The 23,394-nt window shown below is 46.2% G+C and carries 23 protein-coding genes; all 23 read left to right on the top strand.

What is annotated here, in order from left to right; genetic code table 11:
* The 23 genes from cheC to ribF all read left to right on the top strand — a co-directional run bounded on the left by cheC (position 1) and on the right by ribF (position 23,304).
* Complete coding sequence (cheC, locus tag MJQ52_RS02845) at positions 1-630, top strand: CheY-P phosphatase CheC (protein ID WP_014417781.1); 630 nt, start codon at positions 1-3, stop codon at positions 628-630.
* Positions 627-1,127, top strand: coding sequence for a chemoreceptor glutamine deamidase CheD (gene cheD / locus MJQ52_RS02840; protein WP_003154219.1), 501 nt, complete (start codon positions 627-629; stop codon positions 1,125-1,127). The genes cheC and cheD overlap by 4 nt, the downstream gene beginning before the upstream one ends.
* Before the next feature lie 26 nt (positions 1,128-1,153).
* On the top strand, positions 1,154-1,918 hold the full coding sequence (sigD, locus tag MJQ52_RS02835) for an RNA polymerase sigma-28 factor SigD (protein ID WP_003154217.1): 765 nt from the start codon (positions 1,154-1,156) through the stop codon (positions 1,916-1,918).
* A gap of 27 nt (positions 1,919-1,945) precedes the next feature.
* Positions 1,946-2,419 (top strand): DUF6115 domain-containing protein, encoded by a 474-nt coding sequence (locus MJQ52_RS02830; RefSeq protein WP_062623359.1) that lies wholly within the window; start codon positions 1,946-1,948, stop codon positions 2,417-2,419.
* Positions 2,420-2,562: 143 nt separating this feature from the next.
* Positions 2,563-3,303, top strand: coding sequence for a 30S ribosomal protein S2 (gene rpsB / locus MJQ52_RS02825; protein WP_003154215.1), 741 nt, complete (start codon positions 2,563-2,565; stop codon positions 3,301-3,303).
* Between the two features lie 99 nt (positions 3,304-3,402).
* Positions 3,403-4,284: a translation elongation factor Ts gene (gene tsf, locus MJQ52_RS02820; protein WP_007409794.1), complete on the top strand. Its 882-nt coding sequence runs from the start codon at positions 3,403-3,405 to the stop codon at positions 4,282-4,284.
* Positions 4,285-4,429: 145 nt separating this feature from the next.
* Entirely contained in the window at positions 4,430-5,152 is a 723-nt protein-coding gene (gene pyrH / locus MJQ52_RS02815) for a UMP kinase (RefSeq protein ID WP_029973460.1), read from the top strand.
* Positions 5,153-5,154: 2 nt separating this feature from the next.
* A complete protein-coding gene (gene frr / locus MJQ52_RS02810; protein ID WP_003154212.1) occupies positions 5,155-5,712 on the top strand; it encodes a ribosome recycling factor in 558 nt (185 codons plus the stop codon).
* Between the two features lie 125 nt (positions 5,713-5,837).
* A complete protein-coding gene (locus tag MJQ52_RS02805; RefSeq protein ID WP_014417783.1) occupies positions 5,838-6,620 on the top strand; it encodes an isoprenyl transferase in 783 nt (260 codons plus the stop codon).
* 3 nt (positions 6,621-6,623) lie between these two features.
* Positions 6,624-7,421, top strand: a complete 798-nt coding sequence (locus MJQ52_RS02800; protein WP_434181854.1) for a phosphatidate cytidylyltransferase — start codon at positions 6,624-6,626, stop codon at positions 7,419-7,421.
* Positions 7,422-7,476: 55 nt separating this feature from the next.
* Positions 7,477-8,628 (top strand): 1-deoxy-D-xylulose-5-phosphate reductoisomerase, encoded by a 1,152-nt coding sequence (dxr, locus tag MJQ52_RS02795; protein WP_070081828.1) that lies wholly within the window; start codon positions 7,477-7,479, stop codon positions 8,626-8,628.
* 6 nt (positions 8,629-8,634) lie between these two features.
* On the top strand, positions 8,635-9,903 hold the full coding sequence (gene rseP, locus MJQ52_RS02790) for an RIP metalloprotease RseP (RefSeq protein WP_007611459.1): 1,269 nt from the start codon (positions 8,635-8,637) through the stop codon (positions 9,901-9,903).
* A gap of 31 nt (positions 9,904-9,934) precedes the next feature.
* A complete protein-coding gene (proS, locus tag MJQ52_RS02785) occupies positions 9,935-11,629 on the top strand; it encodes a proline--tRNA ligase (protein WP_003154202.1) in 1,695 nt (564 codons plus the stop codon).
* A 111-nt stretch (positions 11,630-11,740) separates the two neighbouring features.
* Entirely contained in the window at positions 11,741-16,054 is a 4,314-nt protein-coding gene (locus MJQ52_RS02780) for a PolC-type DNA polymerase III (protein ID WP_024085302.1), read from the top strand.
* Positions 16,055-16,293: 239 nt separating this feature from the next.
* Positions 16,294-16,764 (top strand): ribosome maturation factor RimP, encoded by a 471-nt coding sequence (gene rimP, locus MJQ52_RS02775; RefSeq protein WP_007409801.1) that lies wholly within the window; start codon positions 16,294-16,296, stop codon positions 16,762-16,764.
* A 39-nt stretch (positions 16,765-16,803) separates the two neighbouring features.
* A complete protein-coding gene (nusA, locus tag MJQ52_RS02770) occupies positions 16,804-17,925 on the top strand; it encodes a transcription termination factor NusA (RefSeq protein WP_003154195.1) in 1,122 nt (373 codons plus the stop codon).
* 13 nt (positions 17,926-17,938) lie between these two features.
* Positions 17,939-18,214 (top strand): glucose-induced regulator RulR, encoded by a 276-nt coding sequence (gene rulR / locus MJQ52_RS02765; RefSeq protein ID WP_003154193.1) that lies wholly within the window; start codon positions 17,939-17,941, stop codon positions 18,212-18,214.
* A gap of 1 nt (position 18,215) precedes the next feature.
* Positions 18,216-18,518 (top strand): YlxQ family RNA-binding protein, encoded by a 303-nt coding sequence (locus tag MJQ52_RS02760; RefSeq protein ID WP_003154192.1) that lies wholly within the window; start codon positions 18,216-18,218, stop codon positions 18,516-18,518.
* Between the two features lie 19 nt (positions 18,519-18,537).
* Positions 18,538-20,685 (top strand): translation initiation factor IF-2, encoded by a 2,148-nt coding sequence (infB, locus tag MJQ52_RS02755; RefSeq protein ID WP_015388229.1) that lies wholly within the window; start codon positions 18,538-18,540, stop codon positions 20,683-20,685.
* A complete protein-coding gene (locus MJQ52_RS02750) occupies positions 20,682-20,960 on the top strand; it encodes a DUF503 domain-containing protein (RefSeq protein WP_003154188.1) in 279 nt (92 codons plus the stop codon). The genes infB and MJQ52_RS02750 overlap by 4 nt, the downstream gene beginning before the upstream one ends.
* 16 nt (positions 20,961-20,976) lie before the next feature.
* Positions 20,977-21,330 carry a 30S ribosome-binding factor RbfA gene (gene rbfA, locus MJQ52_RS02745; RefSeq protein WP_003154185.1) on the top strand — a complete coding sequence of 118 codons (354 nt, stop codon included), beginning with the start codon at positions 20,977-20,979 and terminating at the stop codon, positions 21,328-21,330.
* Between the two features lie 83 nt (positions 21,331-21,413).
* Positions 21,414-22,343, top strand: coding sequence for a tRNA pseudouridine(55) synthase TruB (gene truB, locus MJQ52_RS02740; RefSeq protein WP_069013689.1), 930 nt, complete (start codon positions 21,414-21,416; stop codon positions 22,341-22,343).
* Between the two features lie 19 nt (positions 22,344-22,362).
* Positions 22,363-23,304: a bifunctional riboflavin kinase/FAD synthetase gene (gene ribF / locus MJQ52_RS02735; protein ID WP_007611467.1), complete on the top strand. Its 942-nt coding sequence runs from the start codon at positions 22,363-22,365 to the stop codon at positions 23,302-23,304.
* Positions 23,305-23,394 lie beyond the last annotated feature (90 nt).

Here is a 23,394-nt window from a genome sequence, read left to right as displayed (position 1 = left end):
ATGAGTAAGTTTGAAGCGATCAAAGAAGAGCAGATGGATATTTTGCGGGAAGTCGGAAATATCGGGGCGGGTCACTCGGCTTCTGCCATGGCTCAGCTGCTGAACAGAAAGATAGACATGGAAGTGCCGTTTGCGACTTTATTGACATTTGATGAGCTCGCTGATTTTTTCGGCGGGGCTGAAACGCCGGTCGCCAGTATCTTTTTAAGAATGGAAGGCGACATGACCGGTTCTATCTTTCTCATCATGCCTTTTGATCAAGCGGAACAGTTTATCAGAGAGCTGATCGGAAATCCGGATTTTGATATTGACCAGTTGGGTGAAGATCATTTGAGTTCTTCTGCTTTACATGAGTTTGGCAATATTTTAGCAGGCTCCTATTTAACGGCATTGGCTGATTTGACAAAGCTTGAGATTTACCCGAGCGTGCCGGAAATCTCACTTGATATGTTCGGCGCGGTTATCAGTGAAGGACTGATGGAGCTCAGCCAAGTCGGAGAGCATGCCATTGTCGTGGATACTTCTATTTTTGACCAGGGCAGCCGGCAGGAGCTCAAAGCCCATATGTTTATGCTCCCGGACTATGATTCTTTTGAAAAGCTCTTCGTCTCATTGGGTGCGGCTTTATGAGCCGTGCGGAAGCCGCAGTCGTTAAAGTGGGGATTGCGGATGTTCAAGTCGCGCGTTACCCGGATAAAATCCGAACCTCGGGACTCGGTTCATGCGTGGGGCTGGTTTTATACGATAAAGACAAACAAACGGCAGGACTCGTTCACGTCATGCTGCCGGACTCCGGTTTATCAAAAACGGCGGAGCTCAACCGTGCAAAATACGCGGACACCGCCGTTAAGATGACAATTGATATGCTTTTGAAAGCCGGCTGCCGCAAGTTTGCCCTGAAGGCAAAACTCGCCGGGGGAGCGGAGATGTTTAAGTTTAAAATGACAAACGACCTGATGAAAATCGGTCCGAGGAATGTAGCGGCTATCAAAGAGCAGCTTTCATTGTATAACATTCCGGTCATCAGTGAAGATACGGGCGGCTCAAGCGGCCGGACGATTGAATTTGAGCCAAAGTCCTGCATGCTGCACATTCGAACTGTTAAACAAGGTGAAACAACGATTTAATAAAGGTATGAGGTAGGGGGATAACAATGCAATCCTTGAATTATGAAGATCAGGTGCTTTGGTCGCGCTGGAAAGAGTGGAAAGATCCTAAAGCCGGTGATGATTTAATGCGCCGTTACATGCCGCTGGTCACATATCATGTCGGCAGAATTTCCGTCGGACTGCCGAAATCGGTGCATAAAGACGATCTAATGAGCCTTGGTATGCTTGGTTTATATGATGCCCTGGAAAAATTTGACCCCGGCCGGGATTTAAAATTTGATACCTATGCCTCGTTTAGAATTCGCGGTGCAATCATCGACGGGCTGCGTAAAGAAGATTGGCTGCCCAGAACTTCACGGGAGAAGACAAAAAAAGTCGAAGCGGCAATCGAAAAACTTGAACAGCGCTACCTTCGGAATGTGACGCCTTCAGAGATCGCAGAAGAGCTGGGCATGACGGAACAGGACGTAGTATCAACGATGAATGAAGGTTTTTTTGCCAATCTCTTATCAATTGATGAAAAGCTTCACGACCAGGATGACGGTGAGAATATTCAAGTGATGATCAGAGATGACAAAAATGTGCCGCCGGAAGAAAAAATCATGAAGGACGAGCTGATCGCTCAGCTTGCGGGCAAAATTCACGAGCTCTCTGAAAAAGAGCAGCTTGTCGTCAGTTTATTCTATAAAGAAGAACTGACTTTGACCGAAATCGGACAAGTCCTGAACCTTTCGACGTCGCGGATTTCACAGATTCATTCAAAGGCGCTGTTTAAATTAAAGCACCTGCTTGAAAAAGTAATTCAATAATGAACTCATGGTTAGCGAGTGAAAAACATGTCAACACTATTATGGCTTTTAAGCTTTGTGCTTCACGGCGTACTGCTTTATGCCGTCATTATTCTGTACACGAGGTTTTCAGCCCTCAAGGAGACGGAGCGCCAGCAGAAGAAGATTCTTGAAGAGACGGAAAACACTCTTGCAGCGTTTCTGCTTGAGCTGAAAGAAGAAAATGAAAGACTCGAAGACGCAAAAAGCCGGAATGATCAAGCACCTGACGCAGAAGACGCCGAACCCCGGCCGGAACCGAAAAAAGAGCCTGATATTCCGGACCACATGGAAAAGCTCATCAGTGCAACAGAACGGGCTGAAAGTGACGAAAACAGCGGCGCGCATTCGTTTGAAGAACGTGTTTCAGAATTATATGAACAAGGGCTCACCCCCGCGGAAATCGCCAAACGGGTGCAGAGCGGAAAGACAGAAATCGAGCTGTTTTTAAAATTTCGCGGCAAAGCTGTAAAGGATTCTTGATTGTCGCATAAAGCTGTGTTATATTATGTCTTGGTGTTAAATACACACGCTTAACGATTTATGCAGAGGGTGCTGCAAACGGCAGTTCTGCACAAAAATGACCTAAGCGGAGGAAAAAAACCATTTTATTAGGAGGAAATCACATGTCAGTTATTTCTATGAAACAATTGCTTGAAGCTGGTGTTCACTTCGGCCACCAAACACGCCGCTGGAACCCAAAAATGAAGCGTTACATTTTCACGGAGCGTAACGGAATCTACATCATTGACCTTCAAAAAACAGTGAAAAAAGTAGAGGAAGCTTACAACTTCACGAAAAACCTTGCTGCTGAAGGCGGAAAAATCCTTTTCGTCGGCACAAAAAAACAAGCTCAGGATTCTGTTAAAGAAGAAGCTGTACGCTCTGGCATGTACTATGTCAACCAACGCTGGTTGGGCGGTACACTGACAAACTTCGAAACAATCCAAAAACGCATTAAGCGTCTGAAAGACATCGAGAAAATGCAAGAAAACGGTACATTTGAAGTACTTCCGAAAAAAGAAGTTGTTCAATTGAAAAAAGAATTAGAGCGTCTTGAAAAATTCCTCGGCGGAATTAAAGACATGAAGGATCTTCCTGATGCATTATTCATCATCGATCCTCGCAAAGAGCGCATCGCTGTTGCGGAAGCTCGCAAATTGAACATTCCTATCATCGGAATCGTAGATACAAACTGTGATCCTGATGAAATTGATGTCGTAATCCCTGCAAACGATGACGCAATCCGCGCTGTCAAACTTCTTACTTCTAAAATGGCAGATGCTATTCTTGAAGCGAAGCAAGGCGAAGAAGAAGCGGAAGCTGCTGAAGAGACTGCACCTGAAACAGAAACGACAACTGCGTAACCTAATCAAAAGGTGATAGAAGGGACTGCCTTTTATCACCTTTTTTCAAGAAAAATGTATCTATACATATCTTGTTTACACATATAAGGAGGAATTCAAATGGCTATTACTGCACAGCAGGTAAAAGAACTGCGTCAAAAAACAGGCGCTGGTATGATGGACTGTAAAAAAGCATTGACTGAAACTGACGGAGATATGGACAAAGCAATCGACCTTCTGAGAGAAAAAGGAATTGCGAAAGCGGCTAAAAAAGCTGACCGTATCGCTGCTGAAGGTTCTACTCTTATTAAAACTGACGGCAACAAAGGCGTTATCTTAGAAGTAAACTCTGAAACTGATTTCGTTGCGAAAAACGAAGGCTTCAAAGAGCTTCTGAACACGCTTGCTGACCACCTTCTTGCAAACGCTCCTGCTGATCTTGAAGAAGCAATGGGTCAAAAGATGGAAAACGGTTCTACTGTTGAAGAATACATCACTAGCAACGTTGCTAAAATCGGAGAGAAAATCACTCTTCGCCGTTTTGCTGTTATTACAAAAGAAGACAGCGAAGCGTTCGGTGCTTACCTTCACATGGGAGGCCGCATCGGCGTATTATCCGTTCTTAGCGGAACAACTGACGAAGATCTTGCAAAAGACATCGCGATGCATGTTGCAGCGGTAAATCCTCGTTACATTTCCCGCGACCAAGTGTCTGAAGAAGAAGCAAACCATGAGCGTCAGATCCTGACTCAGCAAGCTCTTCAAGAAGGCAAACCGGAAAACATCGTAGCTAAAATGGTTGAAGGCCGTCTGAACAAATTCTTCGAAGAAATTTGCTTATTAGACCAAGCTTTCGTTAAAAACCCAGACGAAAAAGTGAAACAAGTTGTGGCTGCGAAAAACGCATCTGTTAAAACTTACGTCCGCTACGAAGTTGGAGAAGGTATTGAAAAACGCCAAGAAAACTTTGCTGAAGAAGTTATGAACCAAGTGAAAAAATAATGGCGGAAAGCCTTGGCGAATCTTTCGCGGCTTTTCAGGCAGTATAGGGGACACTACTTGTGTTCCCTATTTTTAAAACTATATTTACAAACCTTTTTTTCTCTTGCATAATAGGAAACGGCAATGTTTACACTTGGAGGTTATTATGGAAAAACCAAAATACAATCGTATCGTTTTAAAGCTTAGCGGAGAAGCATTGGCAGGAGAGCAGGGAAATGGCATTAATCCGACTGTCATCCAATCCATCGCTAAACAGGTAAAAGAAATCGCTGAGCTTGACGTCGAAGTGGCCGTAGTCGTAGGCGGCGGCAACTTATGGCGCGGAAAAACAGGCAGTGACTTAGGAATGGACCGTGCGACGGCCGATTATATGGGCATGCTTGCTACTGTCATGAACTCACTTGCCCTGCAGGACAGCCTGGAAACGCTCGGAATTCAGTCCAGAGTGCAGACATCAATTGAAATGCGTCAGGTCGCTGAGCCTTACATCAGAAGAAAAGCCATCCGCCACCTGGAGAAAAAACGCGTTGTTATTTTTGCCGCGGGAACAGGAAACCCTTATTTCTCTACGGACACAACCGCAGCGCTGCGTGCCGCTGAAATCGAAGCGGACGTGATCTTAATGGCGAAAAATAATGTCGACGGTGTGTATAATGCTGATCCGAGAAAAGATGAGTCAGCCGTTAAATACGAAAAATTATCTTATCTCGATGTGTTAAAAGACGGGCTGGAAGTCATGGATTCTACGGCTTCTTCACTATGTATGGATAATGATATTCCGCTGATCGTCTTTTCTATTATGGAAGAAGGAAATATTAAGCGTGCCGTAACCGGCGAATCAATCGGAACGATCGTAAGGGGGAAATAACGTTGTCAAACGAAGTATTAACACAAACAAAAGAACGCATGGAAAAAGCGGTTGCCGCTTATTCACGCGAATTGGCGTCAGTCCGCGCAGGACGTGCCAACCCATCTCTATTGGATAAAGTGACAGTAGAATACTACGGTGCCCAAACACCTTTAAACCAGCTGTCTTCCATCAATGTGCCTGAAGCGCGTATGCTTGTTGTCACACCGTATGACAAAACGGCAATCGGCGATATTGAAAAAGCGATCCTGAAAGCTGATCTTGGCGTAACGCCGACAAGTGACGGCACAATTATCCGTATCGCGATCCCGGCTTTGACGGAAGAAAGACGTAAAGAACTTGTCAAAGTCGTGAAAAAATACGCGGAAGAAGCGAAAGTAGCAGTCCGTAATGTCCGCCGTGACAGCAACGATGACCTCAAAAAACTTGAGAAAAACGGAGACATTACAGAAGACGAGCTTCGTGCTTCCAGTGAAGACGTTCAAAAGCTGACAGACGAATATGTGTCAAAAATTGACAGTGTCACAAAGGACAAAGAAAAAGAAATCATGGAAGTTTAATGAAAAACTATGTACAATAGATAATGTGAAAAGACCCTCTCATGTTTACAGGGGGTTTTTTTGTTAATACTGTTGATTACATTGATCATCAGCAACGCAACCTTTTTGGGTGACGGAGGAATCTCATGCTCAACATACTCAAAAATTGGAAGAATCAGCAGAATGCGGCTTCCAACTTAGAACGGTATACAAAAGAAGACATACTGAAGGGTGAAATTCCCGCACACATTGCCATTATTATGGACGGAAACGGACGCTGGGCGAAGAAGCGCTCACTCCCTCGGATTGCAGGACATCATGAAGGAATGAAAGTGGTAAAAAGGGTGACAAAGCTCGCAAGTCAGCTCGGCGTTAAAGTTCTGACTCTTTATGCGTTTTCAACGGAGAACTGGAAGCGCCCGAAGATGGAAGTCGACTTTTTGATGAAGCTTCCGGAAGAGTTCCTGAATACGTATCTTCCTGAATTGATAGAGGAAAATGTACAGGTGAAAATTATCGGAGATGAATCCGCGCTCCCTTCTCATACGTACAGGGCGATTGAGAAAGCCGTAAAAGATACAGAACAAAATGACGGGATGATTCTCAATTTCGCTTTGAACTACGGCGGACGCACGGAAATCGTCAATGCGGCAAAAGCACTGGCCGAACAGGTGAAAAGCGGCACGCTGAATATCGAAGACATTGATGAAGCGCTCTTTTCCGGGCATTTAATGACAGAATCAATCCAGGACCCGGAGCTGCTCATCAGAACGAGCGGAGAAATCAGATTGAGCAACTTTATGCTTTGGCAGGTGGCTTACAGTGAATTTGTTTTTACAGATGTCCTGTGGCCCGATTTTAAAGAAGATCACTTTCTGCAGGCAGTGGGAGAATTTCAGCAGCGGGGCCGGAGGTTTGGCGGAATTTAGAGGATGGTGGAAATGAAACAAAGATTGTTAACGGGTGTTCTGGCAGCGGCACTATTTTTATTTTTGGTTATTTTCGGAGGATTGCCGTTCACCGTATTTGTTTATGTGATGGGCAGTATAGCGCTTTTTGAGCTTTTGCGGATGAAAAAGCTCAAGTTTTTTTCTTTTCCGGGTCTGATCAGCCTCCTGTTATTATGGCTGTATATGATGCCGGACAAATATCATTTTTTTGACGCGAAAATGGAAGTAACGATTTTCGCCGTTTTGATATTGCTCAGCTATACGGTGCTTGTGAAAAACACCTTTACGTTTGATGAAGTCGGGTTTATCGTCCTAGCGACGGTATATATCGGACTGTGTTTTCATTATTTTATCGAAATCAGAAACATTGAAACAAACGGGCTTTTGTATATCTTTTATGCCTGCGTTGTCATATGGTCAACGGACTCAGGCGCATATTTCGTCGGAAAGTCGCTCGGGAAGCGGAAGCTGTGGCCCGAAATCAGTCCCAACAAAACGGTGGAAGGGTTTCTCGGCGGTATTGTCATCGCCCTTATTTTTACGGCTGTTTTTCAGCTGTTTGCGCACCTTCCGATTTCATACCTGGTTCTTTTGGTCATCACGCTTGTTCTGTCTGTGTTCGGACAGATCGGGGATTTGGTTGAATCAGCGCTTAAGCGGCACTATGATGTGAAAGATTCGGGGAAAATCCTTCCCGGGCACGGCGGCATTTTAGACCGATTTGACAGCTTTTTGTTTGTCATGCCGTTCTTATACTTTCTGCTTGTGCTTTTTTCATGAGAAAGGCTAATATGAAAATAAGACCGATCTGGACGCATAGAATGGGAGTGGCATTTTGAAGAATATTTGTCTTTTAGGAGCAACAGGATCAATCGGGGAGCAGACGTTAGACGTATTGCGCATGCATCAAGATCAGTTCCGTCTCGTCTCGATGACTTTCGGTAAAAACGCCGAGAAAGCGATCCCGTTGATCAGAACGTTTCAGCCGAAATATGTAGCAGTCGGCGACATGGATACATATCAAAAAGTGAAAGAAGCGTCTTTTTCTCATGAATGTCAAATCGGCATCGGAGAAGAAGGCCTGATTGAAGCGGCAGTCATGGACGAAGTGGATATCGTGGTCAATGCGCTGCTTGGAAGCGTCGGTTTAATCCCGACTTTGAAAGCGATTGAACAGAAAAAAACAATTGCGCTTGCAAATAAGGAAACTCTCGTCACTGCCGGGCATATAGTGAAAGGACACGCAAAACGATACGGTGTTCCTCTTCTTCCGGTCGACAGCGAACATTCCGCTATTTTTCAGGCGCTGCAAGGCGAACAGAGCAAAAATATCGAGCGCCTGATCATTACGGCATCCGGCGGCAGTTTCAGAGATAAAACGCGGCAGGAGCTTGAGTCTGTAACGATTGCCGACGCCCTTAATCATCCGAACTGGTCGATGGGTGCAAAGATTACGATTGACTCGGCTACAATGATGAATAAAGGGCTTGAAGTCATTGAAGCGCATTGGCTGTTTGACATTCCGTATGAACAGATTGACGTTGTATTACATAAAGAGAGCATCATTCATTCGATGGTTGAATTTCACGACAGAAGCGTCATCGCCCAGCTCGGAAATCCGGACATGAGGGTGCCGATTCAATACGCGCTGACATATCCGGACCGGCTGCCTCTGCCTGAAGCAAAAAGGCTTGAATTATGGGAGATCGGAAGCCTTCATTTTGCGAAAGCTGACTTTGAAAGGTTCCGCTGCTTACAATTTGCCTTTGAATCAGGTAAAATAGGGGGAACGATGCCGACGGTTTTAAATGCGGCCAACGAAGAAGCCGTTGCCGCTTTTCTTGCCGGACGGATTTCATTCTTATCGATTGAGGACCTGATTGAAAAAGCATTGGACCGCCACAGCGTAATTCAGGATCCGAGTCTTGCGGATATCCAAGAAGTGGACAAAGACACCCGGGGATACGTTAATTCAATACTCACATAAGGTGGTATGTTCGTGAATACAGTTATCGCGTTTATTATTATTTTCGGAACGCTCGTTTTTTTCCATGAGCTCGGGCATTTATTGCTCGCCCAAAGAGCGGGAATCCTTTGCCGTGAATTTGCGATCGGCTTCGGCCCTAAAATCTTTTCATTTAAAAAGAATGAAACCGTGTATACGATCAGACTCCTTCCGGTCGGGGGGTTCGTCCGCATGGCCGGTGAAGACCCGGAGATGATTGAAGTCAAACCCGGTTATACCGTCGGGCTTCTTTTTAATAAAGATGACGAAGTGGAAAAAGTCATCATTAATCAAAAGGAAAAATATCCCGACGCTTTAATTATCGAGGTGGAGACGGCTGATCTTGAGCACGAAATGAAGATTACCGGGTACGAGCAGGGGAAAGAAGATGAACTGGCGGGCTTTACTGTCAGTCAGACCTCTTTTTTTATCGTAGACGGAGAAGAAGTGCAGATTGCGCCTTACAATCGACAATTCGGGTCTAAACCCGTATGGAAGCGGATTAAGGCGATTGCTGCCGGTCCGATAATGAACTTCATCTTAGCGTATGTCATTCTCGTCATGCTCGGATTCATTCAAGGCGTGCCTTCGAATCAGCCTGAGCTCGGGAAGCTGACAGACAATGGACGCGCAGCGGCTGCAGGTTTAAAAGAAGGCGACTATATCCAGAGCATTAACGGTGAAAAAATGAGGTCATGGACCGACATCGTGACAGCGGTAAAAGAAAATCCCGGGAAAAAAATCGATGTCGCCGTCAAACGGGACGGCAAATCGTTTCATATCTCGGTTACACCTGAAGCTGTAAAAGATGAAAATAAAAAAACAATCGGCCGCTTCGGCTCTTATGCGCCGACTGAAAAAGGCGCGCTTGCAGCGATTGCTTACGGCGCGACATCTACCGTTGATGTCACAAAAGCGATCCTGACCAATCTGAGCAAACTTGTGACAGGCCAGTTTAAGCTTGATATGCTTTCGGGCCCTGTCGGCATTTATGATATGACCGATCAAGTTGCAAAAACCGGTATTATCAACTTATTCCAGTTTGCGGCGTTTTTAAGCATCAACCTGGGAATCGTCAACCTGCTGCCGATACCGGCGCTTGACGGCGGACGGCTGCTGTTTTTATTCATTGAAGCAATCCGCGGCAAGCCGATAAACCGTGACAAGGAAGCATTTGTCGTATTTATCGGCGTAGCTTTCTTAATGCTTCTTATGCTGGTTGTCACATGGAACGATATCCAGCGTTTATTCTTATAATTGACTAGTAAAAAATCAGAGGTGCGAAGACATGAGACAAAGTTTGACGCTTATTCCGACCCTGAGAGAAGTGCCGGCTGATGCTGAAGCAAAAAGCCATAAGCTTCTGCTGAGAGCGGGATTTATCAGACAAAATACGAGCGGGGTTTACAGCTACATGCCCCTGGCTTACAGGGTCATTCAAAACATTCAGAAGATCGTGCGTGAAGAAATGGAAAAAATCAACGCGGTGGAAATGCTGATGCCGGCCCTTCAGCAGGCTGAAACATGGCAGGAATCAGGCAGATGGTATACGTACGGGCCTGAATTAATGCGTCTGAAAGACCGCCACGGCCGTGAATTTGCTTTAGGCGCGACACATGAAGAAGTCATTACTTCTCTCGTGCGCGATGAGGTGAAATCTTATAAGCGTCTGCCGCTCACTCTTTACCAGATCCAGTCTAAATTCAGAGATGAAAAACGCCCGCGTTTCGGGTTATTGCGCGGACGCGAATTCATCATGAAAGATGCGTATTCTTTCCATGCTTCTGAAGAAAGTCTGGAGGAAACGTACCAAAACATGTACGGCGCATACAGCAGCATTTTCGCACGCTGTGAATTAAACGTCCGTCCCGTTATTGCCGACTCAGGCGCGATGGGCGGAAAAGACACGCATGAATTTATGGCTCTTTCTGAAATAGGGGAAGATACCATCGCTTATTCCGATGGATCCTCTTACGCAGCCAATACGGAAATGGCGGAAGTTGTCATGAACAGCGAGCCGTCAGATGAAACACCCGAGGCATTGGAGAAAATTGATACGCCGAATGTCAAAAGCATTGAAGAGCTCGCTTCGTTCTTGCAGATCGAGCCGAGCGCCTGCATCAAATCAATGCTGTTTAAAGCGGATGACCGATTTGTTCTCGTGTTAGTAAGAGGCGATCATGAGGTCAATGACGTGAAAGTGAAAAACCTTCTGAACGCGGAAGTGGTTGAGCTTGCGTCTCATGAAGAAGTAGCGGAGAAACTTGGCACGGAGCCGGGATTTGCGGGGCCGATCGGCGCTGCCGGCGACATTGAGATTTATGCCGACCAAGCCGTGAAAGTAATGGTAAACGCCGTTTGCGGCGCGAATGAAAAAGACCGTCATTACCGAAACGTAAACATCGAACGTGACGCGTCTGTAAAAGCGTATGCCGATCTTCGAATCATTCAGGAAGGCGATCCGTCACCTGACGGAAAAGGCACGATCCGTTTCGCTGAAGGGATTGAGGTCGGACAAGTCTTTAAACTCGGCACGCGTTACTCTGAAGCGATGAATGCGACATACCTTGATGAAAACGGGCGTGCGCAGCCGATGTTGATGGGATGTTACGGAATCGGCGTGTCCAGAACGCTTTCTGCCATCGCTGAACAGCATCACGACGAAAAAGGCTTGATCTGGCCGAAGAGCGTTGCTCCGTATGATCTTCATATTTTGGCGCTGAATATGAAAAACGAAGCGCAAAAAGAGCTTGCTGAACAGCTTTACGGCAAATTCCAGGCGGAAGGTTATGAGGTATTATACGATGACCGCGCTGAACGCGCAGGCGTGAAGTTTGCTGATTCTGATCTGATCGGCCTTCCGATCCGCATCACTGTCGGAAAACGTGCCGACGAAGGCATCGTAGAAGTGAAAATCCGCAAAACCGGTGAATCTGCCGAAGTTTCAGTGGATGAGCTTTCTGAATTTATTAAGACGAAGTAATCACCATAACGAATCGTACAAAATCATGTTAAAATAGAGAAAAAAGAAGGTACCTCATCACCTGCGGAGGTACCTTCACTTATGATGTTTTAAGGGAGGGATACTGTCTGAATGGAACAGTTATCAGTAAACAGAAGACAGTTTCAGATTCTTCTGCAGCAGCTTAATATGACAGATGATACCTTCATGACATACTTTGAAGACGGAGAGATTGATAAACTGACAATCCATAAAGCAGAAAAAGCCTGGCATTTCCAATTTCGCTTTAAGGCTCTTTTGCCGTATCAAATATATGATTCATTCATGATGAGGTTAACACAATCGTTTGCTCACATCGCCCGTGTCACATCGTCTGTTCAGGTCATCGACCCTACAGTGACAGAGGAGCTTGTACAGGATTATTGGACACGCTGTATTGAAGAGCTTGAAGGAACCTCGCCGCCGATGGTGGCTCTTTTGAATCAGCAGAAACCGAAGCTCAAGGGAAATAAACTGATCGTGAAAACAAAAACAGATACAGAAGCATCTGCGCTCAAAAATAAATACAGCGCACTGATTCAGCACAGCTACCGCCAATTCGGCTTTCCGGAACTGCAGCTGGATACCGAAATTTTCGTATCTGACCAAGAAGTCCAGAAATTCCGCGAGCAAAAGCTTGCTGAAGATCAGGAGCGGGCGATGCAGGCGCTTATCGAGATGGAGAAGAAGGAAAAAGAGGGCGATGAGGATCAGGCACCGTCCGGACCGCTTGTCATCGGCTATCAAATTAAAGAGAACGAAGAAATCCGGACGCTTGACAGCATCATGGATGAAGAAAGAAGAATTACGGTGCAGGGGTTTGTGTTTGATGCTGAAACACGCGAGCTGAAAAGCGGACGCACGCTCTGCATTTTCAAAATCACGGACTATACAAACAGTATTTTAGTAAAAATGTTCGCCAGAGAAAAAGAAGACGCCGCTTTGATGAAAACGCTGAAAAAAGGCATGTGGGTGAAGGCGCGGGGAAGCATTCAAAACGATACATTCGTCAGAGATCTCGTCATGATTGCAAATGACGTGAATGAAATAAAAGCCAAAACCCGTGAAGACACCGCTCCTGAAGGCGAAAAACGGGTTGAACTTCATCTGCATTCTCCGATGAGCCAAATGGATGCTGTAACGGGCATCGGAAAGCTTGTCGAACAGGCGAAAAAATGGGGACATGAAGCGATTGCGTTAACTGATCACGCCGTTGTGCAGTCTTTCCCGGATGCCTATTCCGCCGCGAAAAAACACGGCATTAAAATGATTTACGGAATGGAAGCCAATATCGTAGATGACGGCGTTCCGATCGCATACAATCCAGCTCACCGTCTCCTGGAAGAAGACACATACGTCGTCTTTGACGTTGAAACGACAGGTCTGTCCGCAGTGTATGACACCATCATTGAGCTTGCCGCAGTCAAAATAAGAGGCGGAGAAATCATCGATAAATTCGAAGCGTTCGCCAATCCGCACCATCCGCTGTCAGCAACGACGATAGAGCTTACCGGGATAACGGACGACATGGTCCGCGACGCTCCCGATGTCGTTGACGTCGTCCGGGATTTTAAAGAATGGATCGGCGATGACGTGCTTGTGGCTCATAACGCCAGCTTTGATATGGGATTTTTAAATGTGGCGTACAAGCGTCTTTTGAAAACGGAAAAAGCGAAAAATCCGGTTATTGATACGCTGGAACTCGCGCGTTTCCTGTATCCTGAGTTTAAAAATCACCGCTTAAATACGTTATGTAAGAAGTTTGATATCGAATTAACCCAGCATCACCGAGCGGTCTTTGACGCTGAAGCAACGGGCTACCTGCTGTTGAAAATGCTCAAAGATGCCGCTGAAAAAGACATTTTTTATCATGATCAGCTGAATGAGAATATGGGACAATCCAATGCTTATCAAAGATCAAGGCCTTATCACGCTACATTGCTCGCCGTAAATGAGACCGGCCTTAAAAATCTGTTTAAGCTCGTGTCCATTTCTCATATTCAATATTTCTACAGAGTGCCGCGCATTCCGAGGTCGCAGCTTAATAAATACAGAGAAGGTCTGTTAATCGGCTCTGCCTGTGACAGGGGAGAGGTCTTTGAAGGCATGATGCAAAAATCACCTGAAGAGGTTGAAGATATCGCATCATTCTATGATTATCTTGAAGTGCAGCCGCCGGAAGTATACAGACACCTTCTGCAGCTTGAGCTCGTCCGGGATGAAAAAGCGCTGAAAGAAATCATCGCCAACATCACGAAGCTCGGGGAAAAATTGAATAAGCCGGTCGTTGCCACCGGAAATGTCCACTATTTAAACGATGAGGATAAAATTTACCGGAAGATCTTAATATCTTCCCAAGGCGGCGCCAACCCGTTAAACCGGCACGAACTGCCTAAAGTGCACTTCAGAACGACAGATGAAATGCTGGATGCTTTCTCCTTTCTCGGTGCGGAAAAAGCGAAAGAAATCGTGGTTGACAATACGCAGAAAGTCGCTTCGATGATCGATGAGATCAAACCGATCAAAGACGATCTGTACACGCCGAAAATTGACGGAGCCGATGAAGAAATCCGTGAAATGAGCTATCAGCGCGCCAGAAGTATTTACGGTGAAGAGCTTCCTGAAATTGTGGAAGCGAGAATAGAAAAAGAATTAAAAAGCATCATCGGTCATGGATTCGCCGTTATTTATCTCATCTCTCATAAGCTTGTAAAACGGTCTCTGGATGACGGTTATCTCGTCGGCTCCCGGGGGTCCGTCGGTTCATCGCTTGTGGCGACCTTAACGGAAATCACTGAAGTGAATCCGCTCGCTCCGCACTATGTGTGCCCGAGCTGCCGATATTCCGAATTCTTTAATGACGGATCAGTCGGTTCCGGTTTTGACCTTCCGGATAAAAGCTGCCCGTCTTGCGGCACACCTTTGAAAAAGGACGGGCATGATATCCCGTTTGAAACGTTCTTAGGCTTTAAAGGTGACAAAGTACCCGATATCGACTTGAACTTCTCAGGTGAGTATCAGCCGCATGCCCATAACTACACGAAAGTATTGTTCGGTGAAGATAACGTGTATCGCGCGGGAACGATCGGCACAGTTGCGGAAAAGACGGCTTACGGATATGTGAAAGGCTATGCGGGCGACCACAACCTACACATGCGCGGCGCGGAGATCGACCGTCTGGTGCAGGGCTGCACCGGCGTTAAGAGAACGACCGGCCAGCACCCGGGGGGGATTATCGTTGTCCCGGATTACATGGATATTTACGATTTTTCCCCGATACAATTCCCGGCAGATGCGACGGGGTCTGAATGGAAAACGACTCATTTTGACTTCCACTCCATTCATGACAACCTGCTGAAGCTTGATATATTGGGGCACGATGATCCGACAGTCATCCGGATGCTCCAGGATTTAAGCGGAATTGATCCGAAGACGATTCCGACAGATGATCCGGAGGTTATGAAGATTTTCCAAGGCACAGAATCGCTCGGCGTCACTGAAGAGCAGATCGGCTGTAAAACGGGGACGCTCGGCATTCCTGAATTCGGGACGCGATTTGTGCGGCAGATGCTTGAGGATACGAAGCCGACGACGTTCTCCGAGCTTGTCCAGATTTCCGGGCTTTCCCACGGAACGGACGTATGGCTCGGCAATGCGCAGGAACTGATACACAACAATACGTGTGAACTGAGCGAAGTGATCGGCTGCCGTGATGACATTATGGTTTACTTGATCTATCAGGGCCTTGAGCCTTCACTGGCCTTCAAAATCATGGAATTCGTCCGTAAAGGCAAAGGCCTGACGCCGGAATGGGAAGAAGAAATGAAAAAGAACAATGTGCCGAACTGGTATATTGATTCATGCAAAAAAATCAAATACATGTTCCCGAAAGCCCACGCCGCCGCATACGTATTAATGGCGGTGCGGATTGCATACTTTAAAGTGCATCACGCGCTTTTATATTATGCTGCGTATTTTACCGTCCGCGCAGATGACTTTGACATTGATACAATGATTAAAGGCTCGACCGCCATCAGAGCGGTGATGGATGATATCAGCTCTAAAGGGCTTGATGCTTCGCCGAAGGAGAAAAACCTCCTTACCGTGTTAGAGCTTGCACTTGAAATGTGTGAGCGCGGCTATTCCTTCCAGAAGGTCGATCTATACCGTTCAAGCGCTTCGGAATTTATCATTGACGGCAACAGTCTCATCCCGCCGTTCAACTCAATTCCGGGACTCGGAACCAACGCCGCTCTCAATATTGTGAAAGCGCGGGAAGAAGGGGAGTTCCTTTCAAAAGAGGATCTTCAAAAACGAGGAAAAGTGTCAAAAACCATTTTAGAGTATTTAGACCGTCACGGCTGTCTTGAGTCGCTTCCGGACCAAAATCAGCTGTCTCTGTTTTAAGCTTTGTGCACAGCCTCCGAGCGGAGTTTGATTTGCATTAAATATATGGTTATGGTATAGTTTTATTGGAAATGCTAACGATTACCGAGGCAAAGAGTGGGGAAACCCGCTCTTTTGTATTGAACAGGCAATTTTGCCTCGACATGTCCATCGTTTTCTCAATGCCCCTGCTCTTTTGAAGCAGGGTTTTTATGCAGAGGAACGGCTGATATGATATCGACAGCACAAGGAGGAAAAACATGAGCAAAAAAGTGACTGATACCGTTCAAGAAATGGCTCAGCCCATACTGGATGACCTTCAGCTTGAACTCGTAGACATTGAATTTGTCAAAGAGGGTCAAAACTGGTTCCTTCGCGTGTTTATTGATTCCGAGAACGGTGTTGATATTGAGGAGTGCGCCAAAGTCAGCGAAGCGTTAAGCGAAAAGCTGGATGAGGCCGATCCGATCACCCAGAACTACTTTCTTGAAGTATCTTCTCCTGGAGCCGAGCGTCCATTAAAGAAAAAAGCCGACTTCGAAAAATCACTGGGCAAAAATGTGTACATGAAAACGTACGAACCGATTGACGGTTTAAAAGTGTTTGAAGGCAAATTGGCTGAATTTGATGGACAAACTGTTACAATAGAGATGACGGTCAAAACAAGAAAGAAACGGGTCAATATTCCGTATGAAAAAATAGCTAACGCAAGATTAGCTGTAACATTTTAATGAATGAAGTATTAGTGTTTAAGGGGGGAGACCGCTAACATGAGCAGTGAACTATTAGATGCTCTCACTATTCTTGAAAAAGAAAAAGGCATCAGTAAAGACATTATCATCGAAGCAATTGAAGCTGCCTTAATTTCCGCGTATAAGCGAAATTTTAACCAGGCGCAAAACGTACGGGTCGATCTGAACCGTGAGACGGGCACGATCCGCGTGTTCGCAAGAAAGGATGTCGTAGACGAGGTATACGATTCAAGACTTGAAATCTCGCTTGACGACGCCCAGCACATCCATCCGAACTACCTTGTCGGAGATGTCGTTGAAATAGAAGTAACGCCGAAAGACTTCGGCCGCATTGCTGCGCAGACGGCGAAACAAGTGGTGACGCAGCGTGTCCGTGAAGCTGAGCGCGGCGTGATTTACTCAGAATTTATCGATCGTGAAGAAGACATTATGACGGGAATTGTACAGCGCTTAGACAGCAAGTTTATTTACGTGTCTCTCGGCAAGATTGAAGCGCTGCTGCCCGTCAATGAACAAATGCCGAATGAGAGCTATAAACCGCACGATCGGATTAAAGTATTTATCACAAAAGTCGAAAAAACGACAAAAGGGCCGCAGATCTATGTATCAAGAACTCATCCCGGTCTGTTGAAGCGTCTTTTTGAAATCGAAGTGCCGGAAATTTATGACGGAACGGTCGAACTGAAATCCGTTGCCAGAGAAGCGGGCGACCGCTCTAAAATTTCCGTCCGCACTGATGATCCTGACGTTGATCCGGTCGGTTCATGCGTCGGTCCTAAAGGCCAGCGCGTGCAGGCGATCGTCAATGAACTGAAAGGCGAAAAAATTGATATCGTCAACTGGTCTGATGATCCGGTTGAATTTGTTGCCAATGCGCTCAGCCCGTCTAAAGTGCTGGATGTCATCGTCAGCGAAGAAGAAAAAGCCACGACTGTCATCGTTCCTGATTACCAGCTTTCTCTGGCAATCGGAAAAAGAGGGCAAAACGCCCGCTTAGCTGCGAAACTGACAGGCTGGAAAATCGATATCAAAAGTGAAACGGATGCAAGAGACCTTGGCATCTATCCGAGAGAGCATGAAGAAGATGACGATTTAGAGCCGCTCTTTATGGAGCCTGAAACAGCCGAATCGGATGAATAAGAGGTGACTTTAGGTGAATAAGCGAAAAAAAATTCCTCTGCGCAAATGCGTGGTAACGGGGGAAATGAAGCCTAAAAAGGAACTGATCCGAATTGTCCGTTCTAAAGAAGGAGAGATTTCAGTCGATCCGACCGGAAAGAAGAACGGGCGGGGTGCCTATATCACCCTTGAGAAAGAATGCATCTTAGCTGCGAAAAAGAAAAACACATTGCAAAATCAATTTCAATCACAAATCGATGACCAGATTTTCGAAGAATTGCTGGAACTGGCGGAAAAGGTGAAAAAATAACATGTCTGGAATGGAATGGTTTCCCTTGCTGGGTCTGGCCAATCGAGCTCGTAAGGTCGTGTCGGGCGAGGACTTGGTTATAAAAGAAATTAGAAATGCGCGTGCAAAACTTGTTCTGCTGACAGAAGATGCATCTGCGAATACTGCAAAAAAAGTATCCGATAAATGCAATTATTATAAAGTGCCTTATAAAAAAGTCGAAAGCCGCGCGGATCTCGGCCGCTCTATCGGCAAGGAATCACGTGTCGTTGTCGCCGTCACTGACCAAGGTTTTGCGAATAAGCTGATCAGCTTGCTCGATTAATATTTTTGGGGGTGAACGAATGGCTAAAATGAGAGTTTACGAATATGCAAAAGCCATCAATGTTTCAAGCAAGGAAATTTTGACTGCGCTGAAAAACATGGATATAGTAGTAAATAACCATATGGCAATGCTTGAAGAAAAGACCATTAAGCAGCTTGATGCGAAATTTAAAAAAGGCGGCGCCGGCGTTACATCTCAGAAGCCTGCGGAAACGAACAAAAACAAGCCGCAAGGGATTAATCAGCAGCCTGCTGGGAATCAACCAAACAAAATTCGAGACGGAAAGAAGAATGACGTGCAGAATAATCAATTTAACAAAAACAAGAAGAATAACAACAACAAAAACAAAAACAAACGCAATCATAACAACAAAAATCAGTATCAGCAAAAACCGCTGAAACCGAAAAAAGAGCTTCCTGAGAAAATTACGTTTTCCGGCTCTTTAACAGTCGGGGCCTTAGCCGAAGAACTTGGCAAAGAACCGTCTGAACTCATTAAAAAACTGATGCTTCTGGGCGTAATGGCTACGATTAACCAGGAGCTTGACAAAGACACAATAGAACTGATCGCATCTGAATACGGTGTGGAAACAGAAGAAGTGATTGTGCTCGAAGAAACTGAGCTTGAAAAGTATGAAGAGGCTGACAAAGAAGAAGATCTTCAAATCCGTCCGCCTGTCGTGACGATCATGGGCCACGTTGACCACGGGAAAACGACCCTTCTTGACAGCATCAGAAAAACAAAGGTTGTTGAAGGTGAAGCCGGCGGAATCACCCAGCATATCGGGGCGTACCAGATCGAAGAAAACGGCAAAAAAATCACGTTCTTAGATACTCCGGGACACGCGGCGTTCACAACAATGCGTGCGCGCGGTGCGGAAGTAACTGATATTACCATTTTAGTCGTAGCGGCTGATGACGGCGTTATGCCGCAAACAGTCGAAGCCATCAACCATGCGAAAGCGGCTGAGGTTCCGATTATCGTTGCCGTGAATAAAGTGGATAAAGAAAGCGCGAACCCTGACCGTGTCATGCAGGAGCTGACTGAATACGGACTCGTTCCTGAAGCATGGGGAGGAGAAACGATTTTCGTTCCTCTGTCCGCTCTTACAGGCAAGGGAATTGACGAGCTTGTCGAAATGATTCTGCTTGTCAGTGAAGTGGAAGAGCTGAAAGCCAATCCGAACCGTCAGGCAAAAGGAACGGTTATTGAAGCTGAGCTCGATAAAGGAAGAGGATCTGTCGCGACACTTCTCGTTCAAACGGGAACATTGCATGTCGGAGATCCGATCGTTGTCGGAAATACATTCGGCCGCGTGCGGGCCATGGTCAATGATCTCGGCCGCCGCGTGAAAACAGCCGGACCGTCCACACCTGTAGAAATCACGGGCTTAAACGACGTACCGCAGGCTGGCGATCAATTCCTCGTCTTTAAAGATGAAAAAACAGCCCGTTCTGTCGGTGAAGCACGCGCTTCCAAGCAACTGGAAGAACAGCGCAGCGACAAAGCGAAGCTGAGCCTCGATGATCTGTTTGAACAAATTAAACAAGGCGATGTCAAAGACATCAACTTAATCGTAAAAGCTGACGTTCAAGGTTCAGCCGAAGCGTTAACAGCCGCTCTTCAAAAAATTGAAGTAGAAGGCGTAAAAGTGAAAATCATTCACACAGGCGTCGGTGCGATTACGGAATCAGACATCATTCTCGCATCTGCTTCAAATGCAATCGTTATCGGGTTTAATGTGCGCCCAGACGGAAATGCTAAGAGCACGGCTGAAGCTGAAAATGTAGATATCCGTCTTCACCGTATCATTTACAAAGTCATCGAAGAAATTGAAGCGGCGATGAAAGGAATGCTTGATCCTGAGTACGAAGAAAAAGTCATCGGTCAGGTTGAAGTGCGCCAAACATTCAAAGTGTCGAAAATCGGCACGATTGCCGGCGGATATGTAACAGACGGCCACATTACACGTGACAGCGGACTCCGCCTGATCCGTGACGGCGTGGTCATCTTCGAAGGGGAAGTAGACGTTCTGAAACGCTTCAAAGATGATGTGAAAGAAGTTTCACAAGGATATGAATGTGGTATAACGATTAAGAAATACAATGACATTCGCGAAGGCGACGTCCTTGAAGCGTATGTCATGCAGGAAATCGAAAGAAAGTGATCGGATTTGCGGAATGTGAATGCATCATTTATGATGCGGGATCATTAAAGGAGAAACGAGCCGTTCTGAAGCGGATTATAACGAGGGTTCAGAATAAGTTCAACGTGTCGGCCGCAGAAATCGGCTATCAGGACACTTGGCAGCGGACCAGCTTCGGAATCGCCGTCGTCTCCTCCTCTCACGTTCAGGCGGAAAAGGAGATCCAGCGTGTACTCGCGTTTATTGACTCCTTTCCCGAGATAGAACGGACGATCACTAGAACAGAGTGGTTTTAACTTAGAGGTGATTGAATTGAGTATGAGAGCAAACCGTGTCGGCGAGCAGATGAAAAAAGAGCTCGGGGATATTATCAGCCGAAAGCTGAAAGACCCGAGAATCGGATTTCTCACTGTAACAGACGTACGTGTTTCAGGTGATTTACAAATAGCGAAGGTGTATATCTCCGTCCTCGGCGGAGAGAAAAAGAAAGAGGAGGCGCTGAAAGGGCTTGAGAAAGCGAAAGGATTTATCCGTTCCGAAATCGGCAGCCGAATCAGACTCCGCAAAACGCCTGAGCTTGAATTTGAATTTGATGAATCAATTGAGTACGGCAATCGTATTGAAACATTGATTCACGAACTGCATTCAGATAAACCGTCTGAATAATGGGAAAGAGGATGGGCGAGTGTCGTCTGTCCTCTTTTCTGCGTTTTACGGGATACAATTGATAACAAAGGAGCGAAAGACAGATGGTTAACGGAGTTCTCCTTTTACATAAACCGGTCGGCATGACTTCTCACGACTGTGTAATGAAAATAAGAAAACTGTTAAAAACAAAGAAAGTCGGGCATACGGGAACCCTTGATCCGGAAGTGTCAGGCGTACTGCCGATCTGTGTCGGACGGGCTACAAAGATCGTTGAGTACGTCACCGACAAGTCAAAAACGTACGATGCTGAGATCACTCTCGGTTTCTCCACATCGACCGAAGACCAGACGGGAGAAACGGTCAGCGTAAAACCTGTCAGGGAGCCGCTGAAAGAAGCGGATATCAAAGCCGTTTTAGACGAATTGAAGGGACCGCAGGAGCAAGTGCCGCCGATGTATTCCGCGGTAAAGGTCAATGGGAAAAAGCTCTATGAATACGCCAGAGCGGGTATTGAAGTGGAGCGGCCGAAGCGGAATATCACGATTGAAGATATCGCGCTCACTTCCCCTGTCACTTATAACGAAGACACAGCATCATTCCGCTTTACAGTCACGTGCTCAAAAGGCACTTACGTCAGAACGTTGGCGGTGACAATCGGTGAAAAACTCGGCTATCCTGCGCATATGTCGCATCTCATCCGCACTGCTTCAGGCGATTTCAGCCTTGATGAATGTTTCACGTTTGAGGAACTTGAACAGCAGGTTTCGGACGGAACGGTTGCAGAGCATGCCGTGCCGATCGATAGAGCGCTCAATCATTTGCCGAAATGGGTCATAAGTGATACATTAGCTAAGAAAGCTGAAAACGGGTCGGTGTTTGACATCCCGGCGGAATTTTCTGCAATGACAGCTGACGCCCGTATAGCGGTCTGTACTGAAGACGGAGAATGTGTGGCCATTTATATGCCGCATCCTTCAAAAAAAGGACTGCTGAAACCGGCTAAAGTGCTCATGCAAAAAAGCGAACAATAAGAAAAAAGGTGACCGTTCTGTGAAGACGATACATATTTCTCATCCGCATCATTTACAAAAAGAAGAGCAGCCGGCGTCTGTCATGGCGCTCGGCTACTTTGACGGCGTTCATTTGGGACACCGGAAAGTAATCGGAACAGCCAGACAAATTGCCGAAGAAAAAGGCCTGTCGCTGGCCGTTATGACGTTTCATCCACACCCTTCCCATGTGTTGGGCAGGGACAAAGAGCCAAAGGATCTGATTACGCCGCTTGAAGATAAAATCAGCCAGATCGGGCGTTTAGGCGCTGATGTGCTGTATGTCGTAAAGTTTGATGAAGCGTTTGCGTCTCTGTCTCCAAAACAGTTTGCCGAGGAGTATATTTTAGGGTTGAACGCGCGGCACGCTGTGGGAGGCTTCGATTTTACGTACGGAAAATACGGAAAAGGCACGATGGAGACGCTGCCGGACGATTTAAACGGCAAGGCCGGATGCACGACTGTCGAGAAACAGACCGAGCAGGACAGAAAGATCAGCTCCACTTATATCCGGTCAGCGCTCCAGGATGGTGACGTTGAACTTGCGCACACTCTTCTCGGCCAGCCGTATTTTATCCGGGGCACTGTGATTCACGGAGACAAAAGAGGCCGCACCATCGGTTTTCCGACCGCGAATGTCGGCCTGCACAACAGCTATATCGTGCCGCCGACAGGCGTGTATGCAGTGAAAGCCGAAATAAAAGGCGAGGTGTATGAAGGCGTCTGCAACATCGGCTACAAACCGACCTTTTATGAAAAGCGTCCCGATCAGCCGTCAATTGAAGTTCATTTGTTTAATTTTCAACAGGATGTATACGGAGAAGACGTTAAAATCGAGTGGTACAAACGAATCCGAAGCGAACGGAAGTTTAACGGCATCGATGAACTGACGGCTCAGATCGGGAAAGACAAACAAGAAGCGATCCGTTTTTTCAGCAAATAACGGAAAAAACATCAAAAGTACACAAATTTTATTCTAAAAGATTTGCATATGGGCGCGATTTTTAGTATCATATGTTTCGTAGTCTTAAAA

This window comes from Bacillus sp. jun7, assembly GCF_051034795.1.
GTDB lineage: Bacteria > Bacillota > Bacilli > Bacillales > Bacillaceae > Bacillus > Bacillus velezensis.
This window is presented reverse-complemented; position numbering and strand designations above follow the sequence as displayed.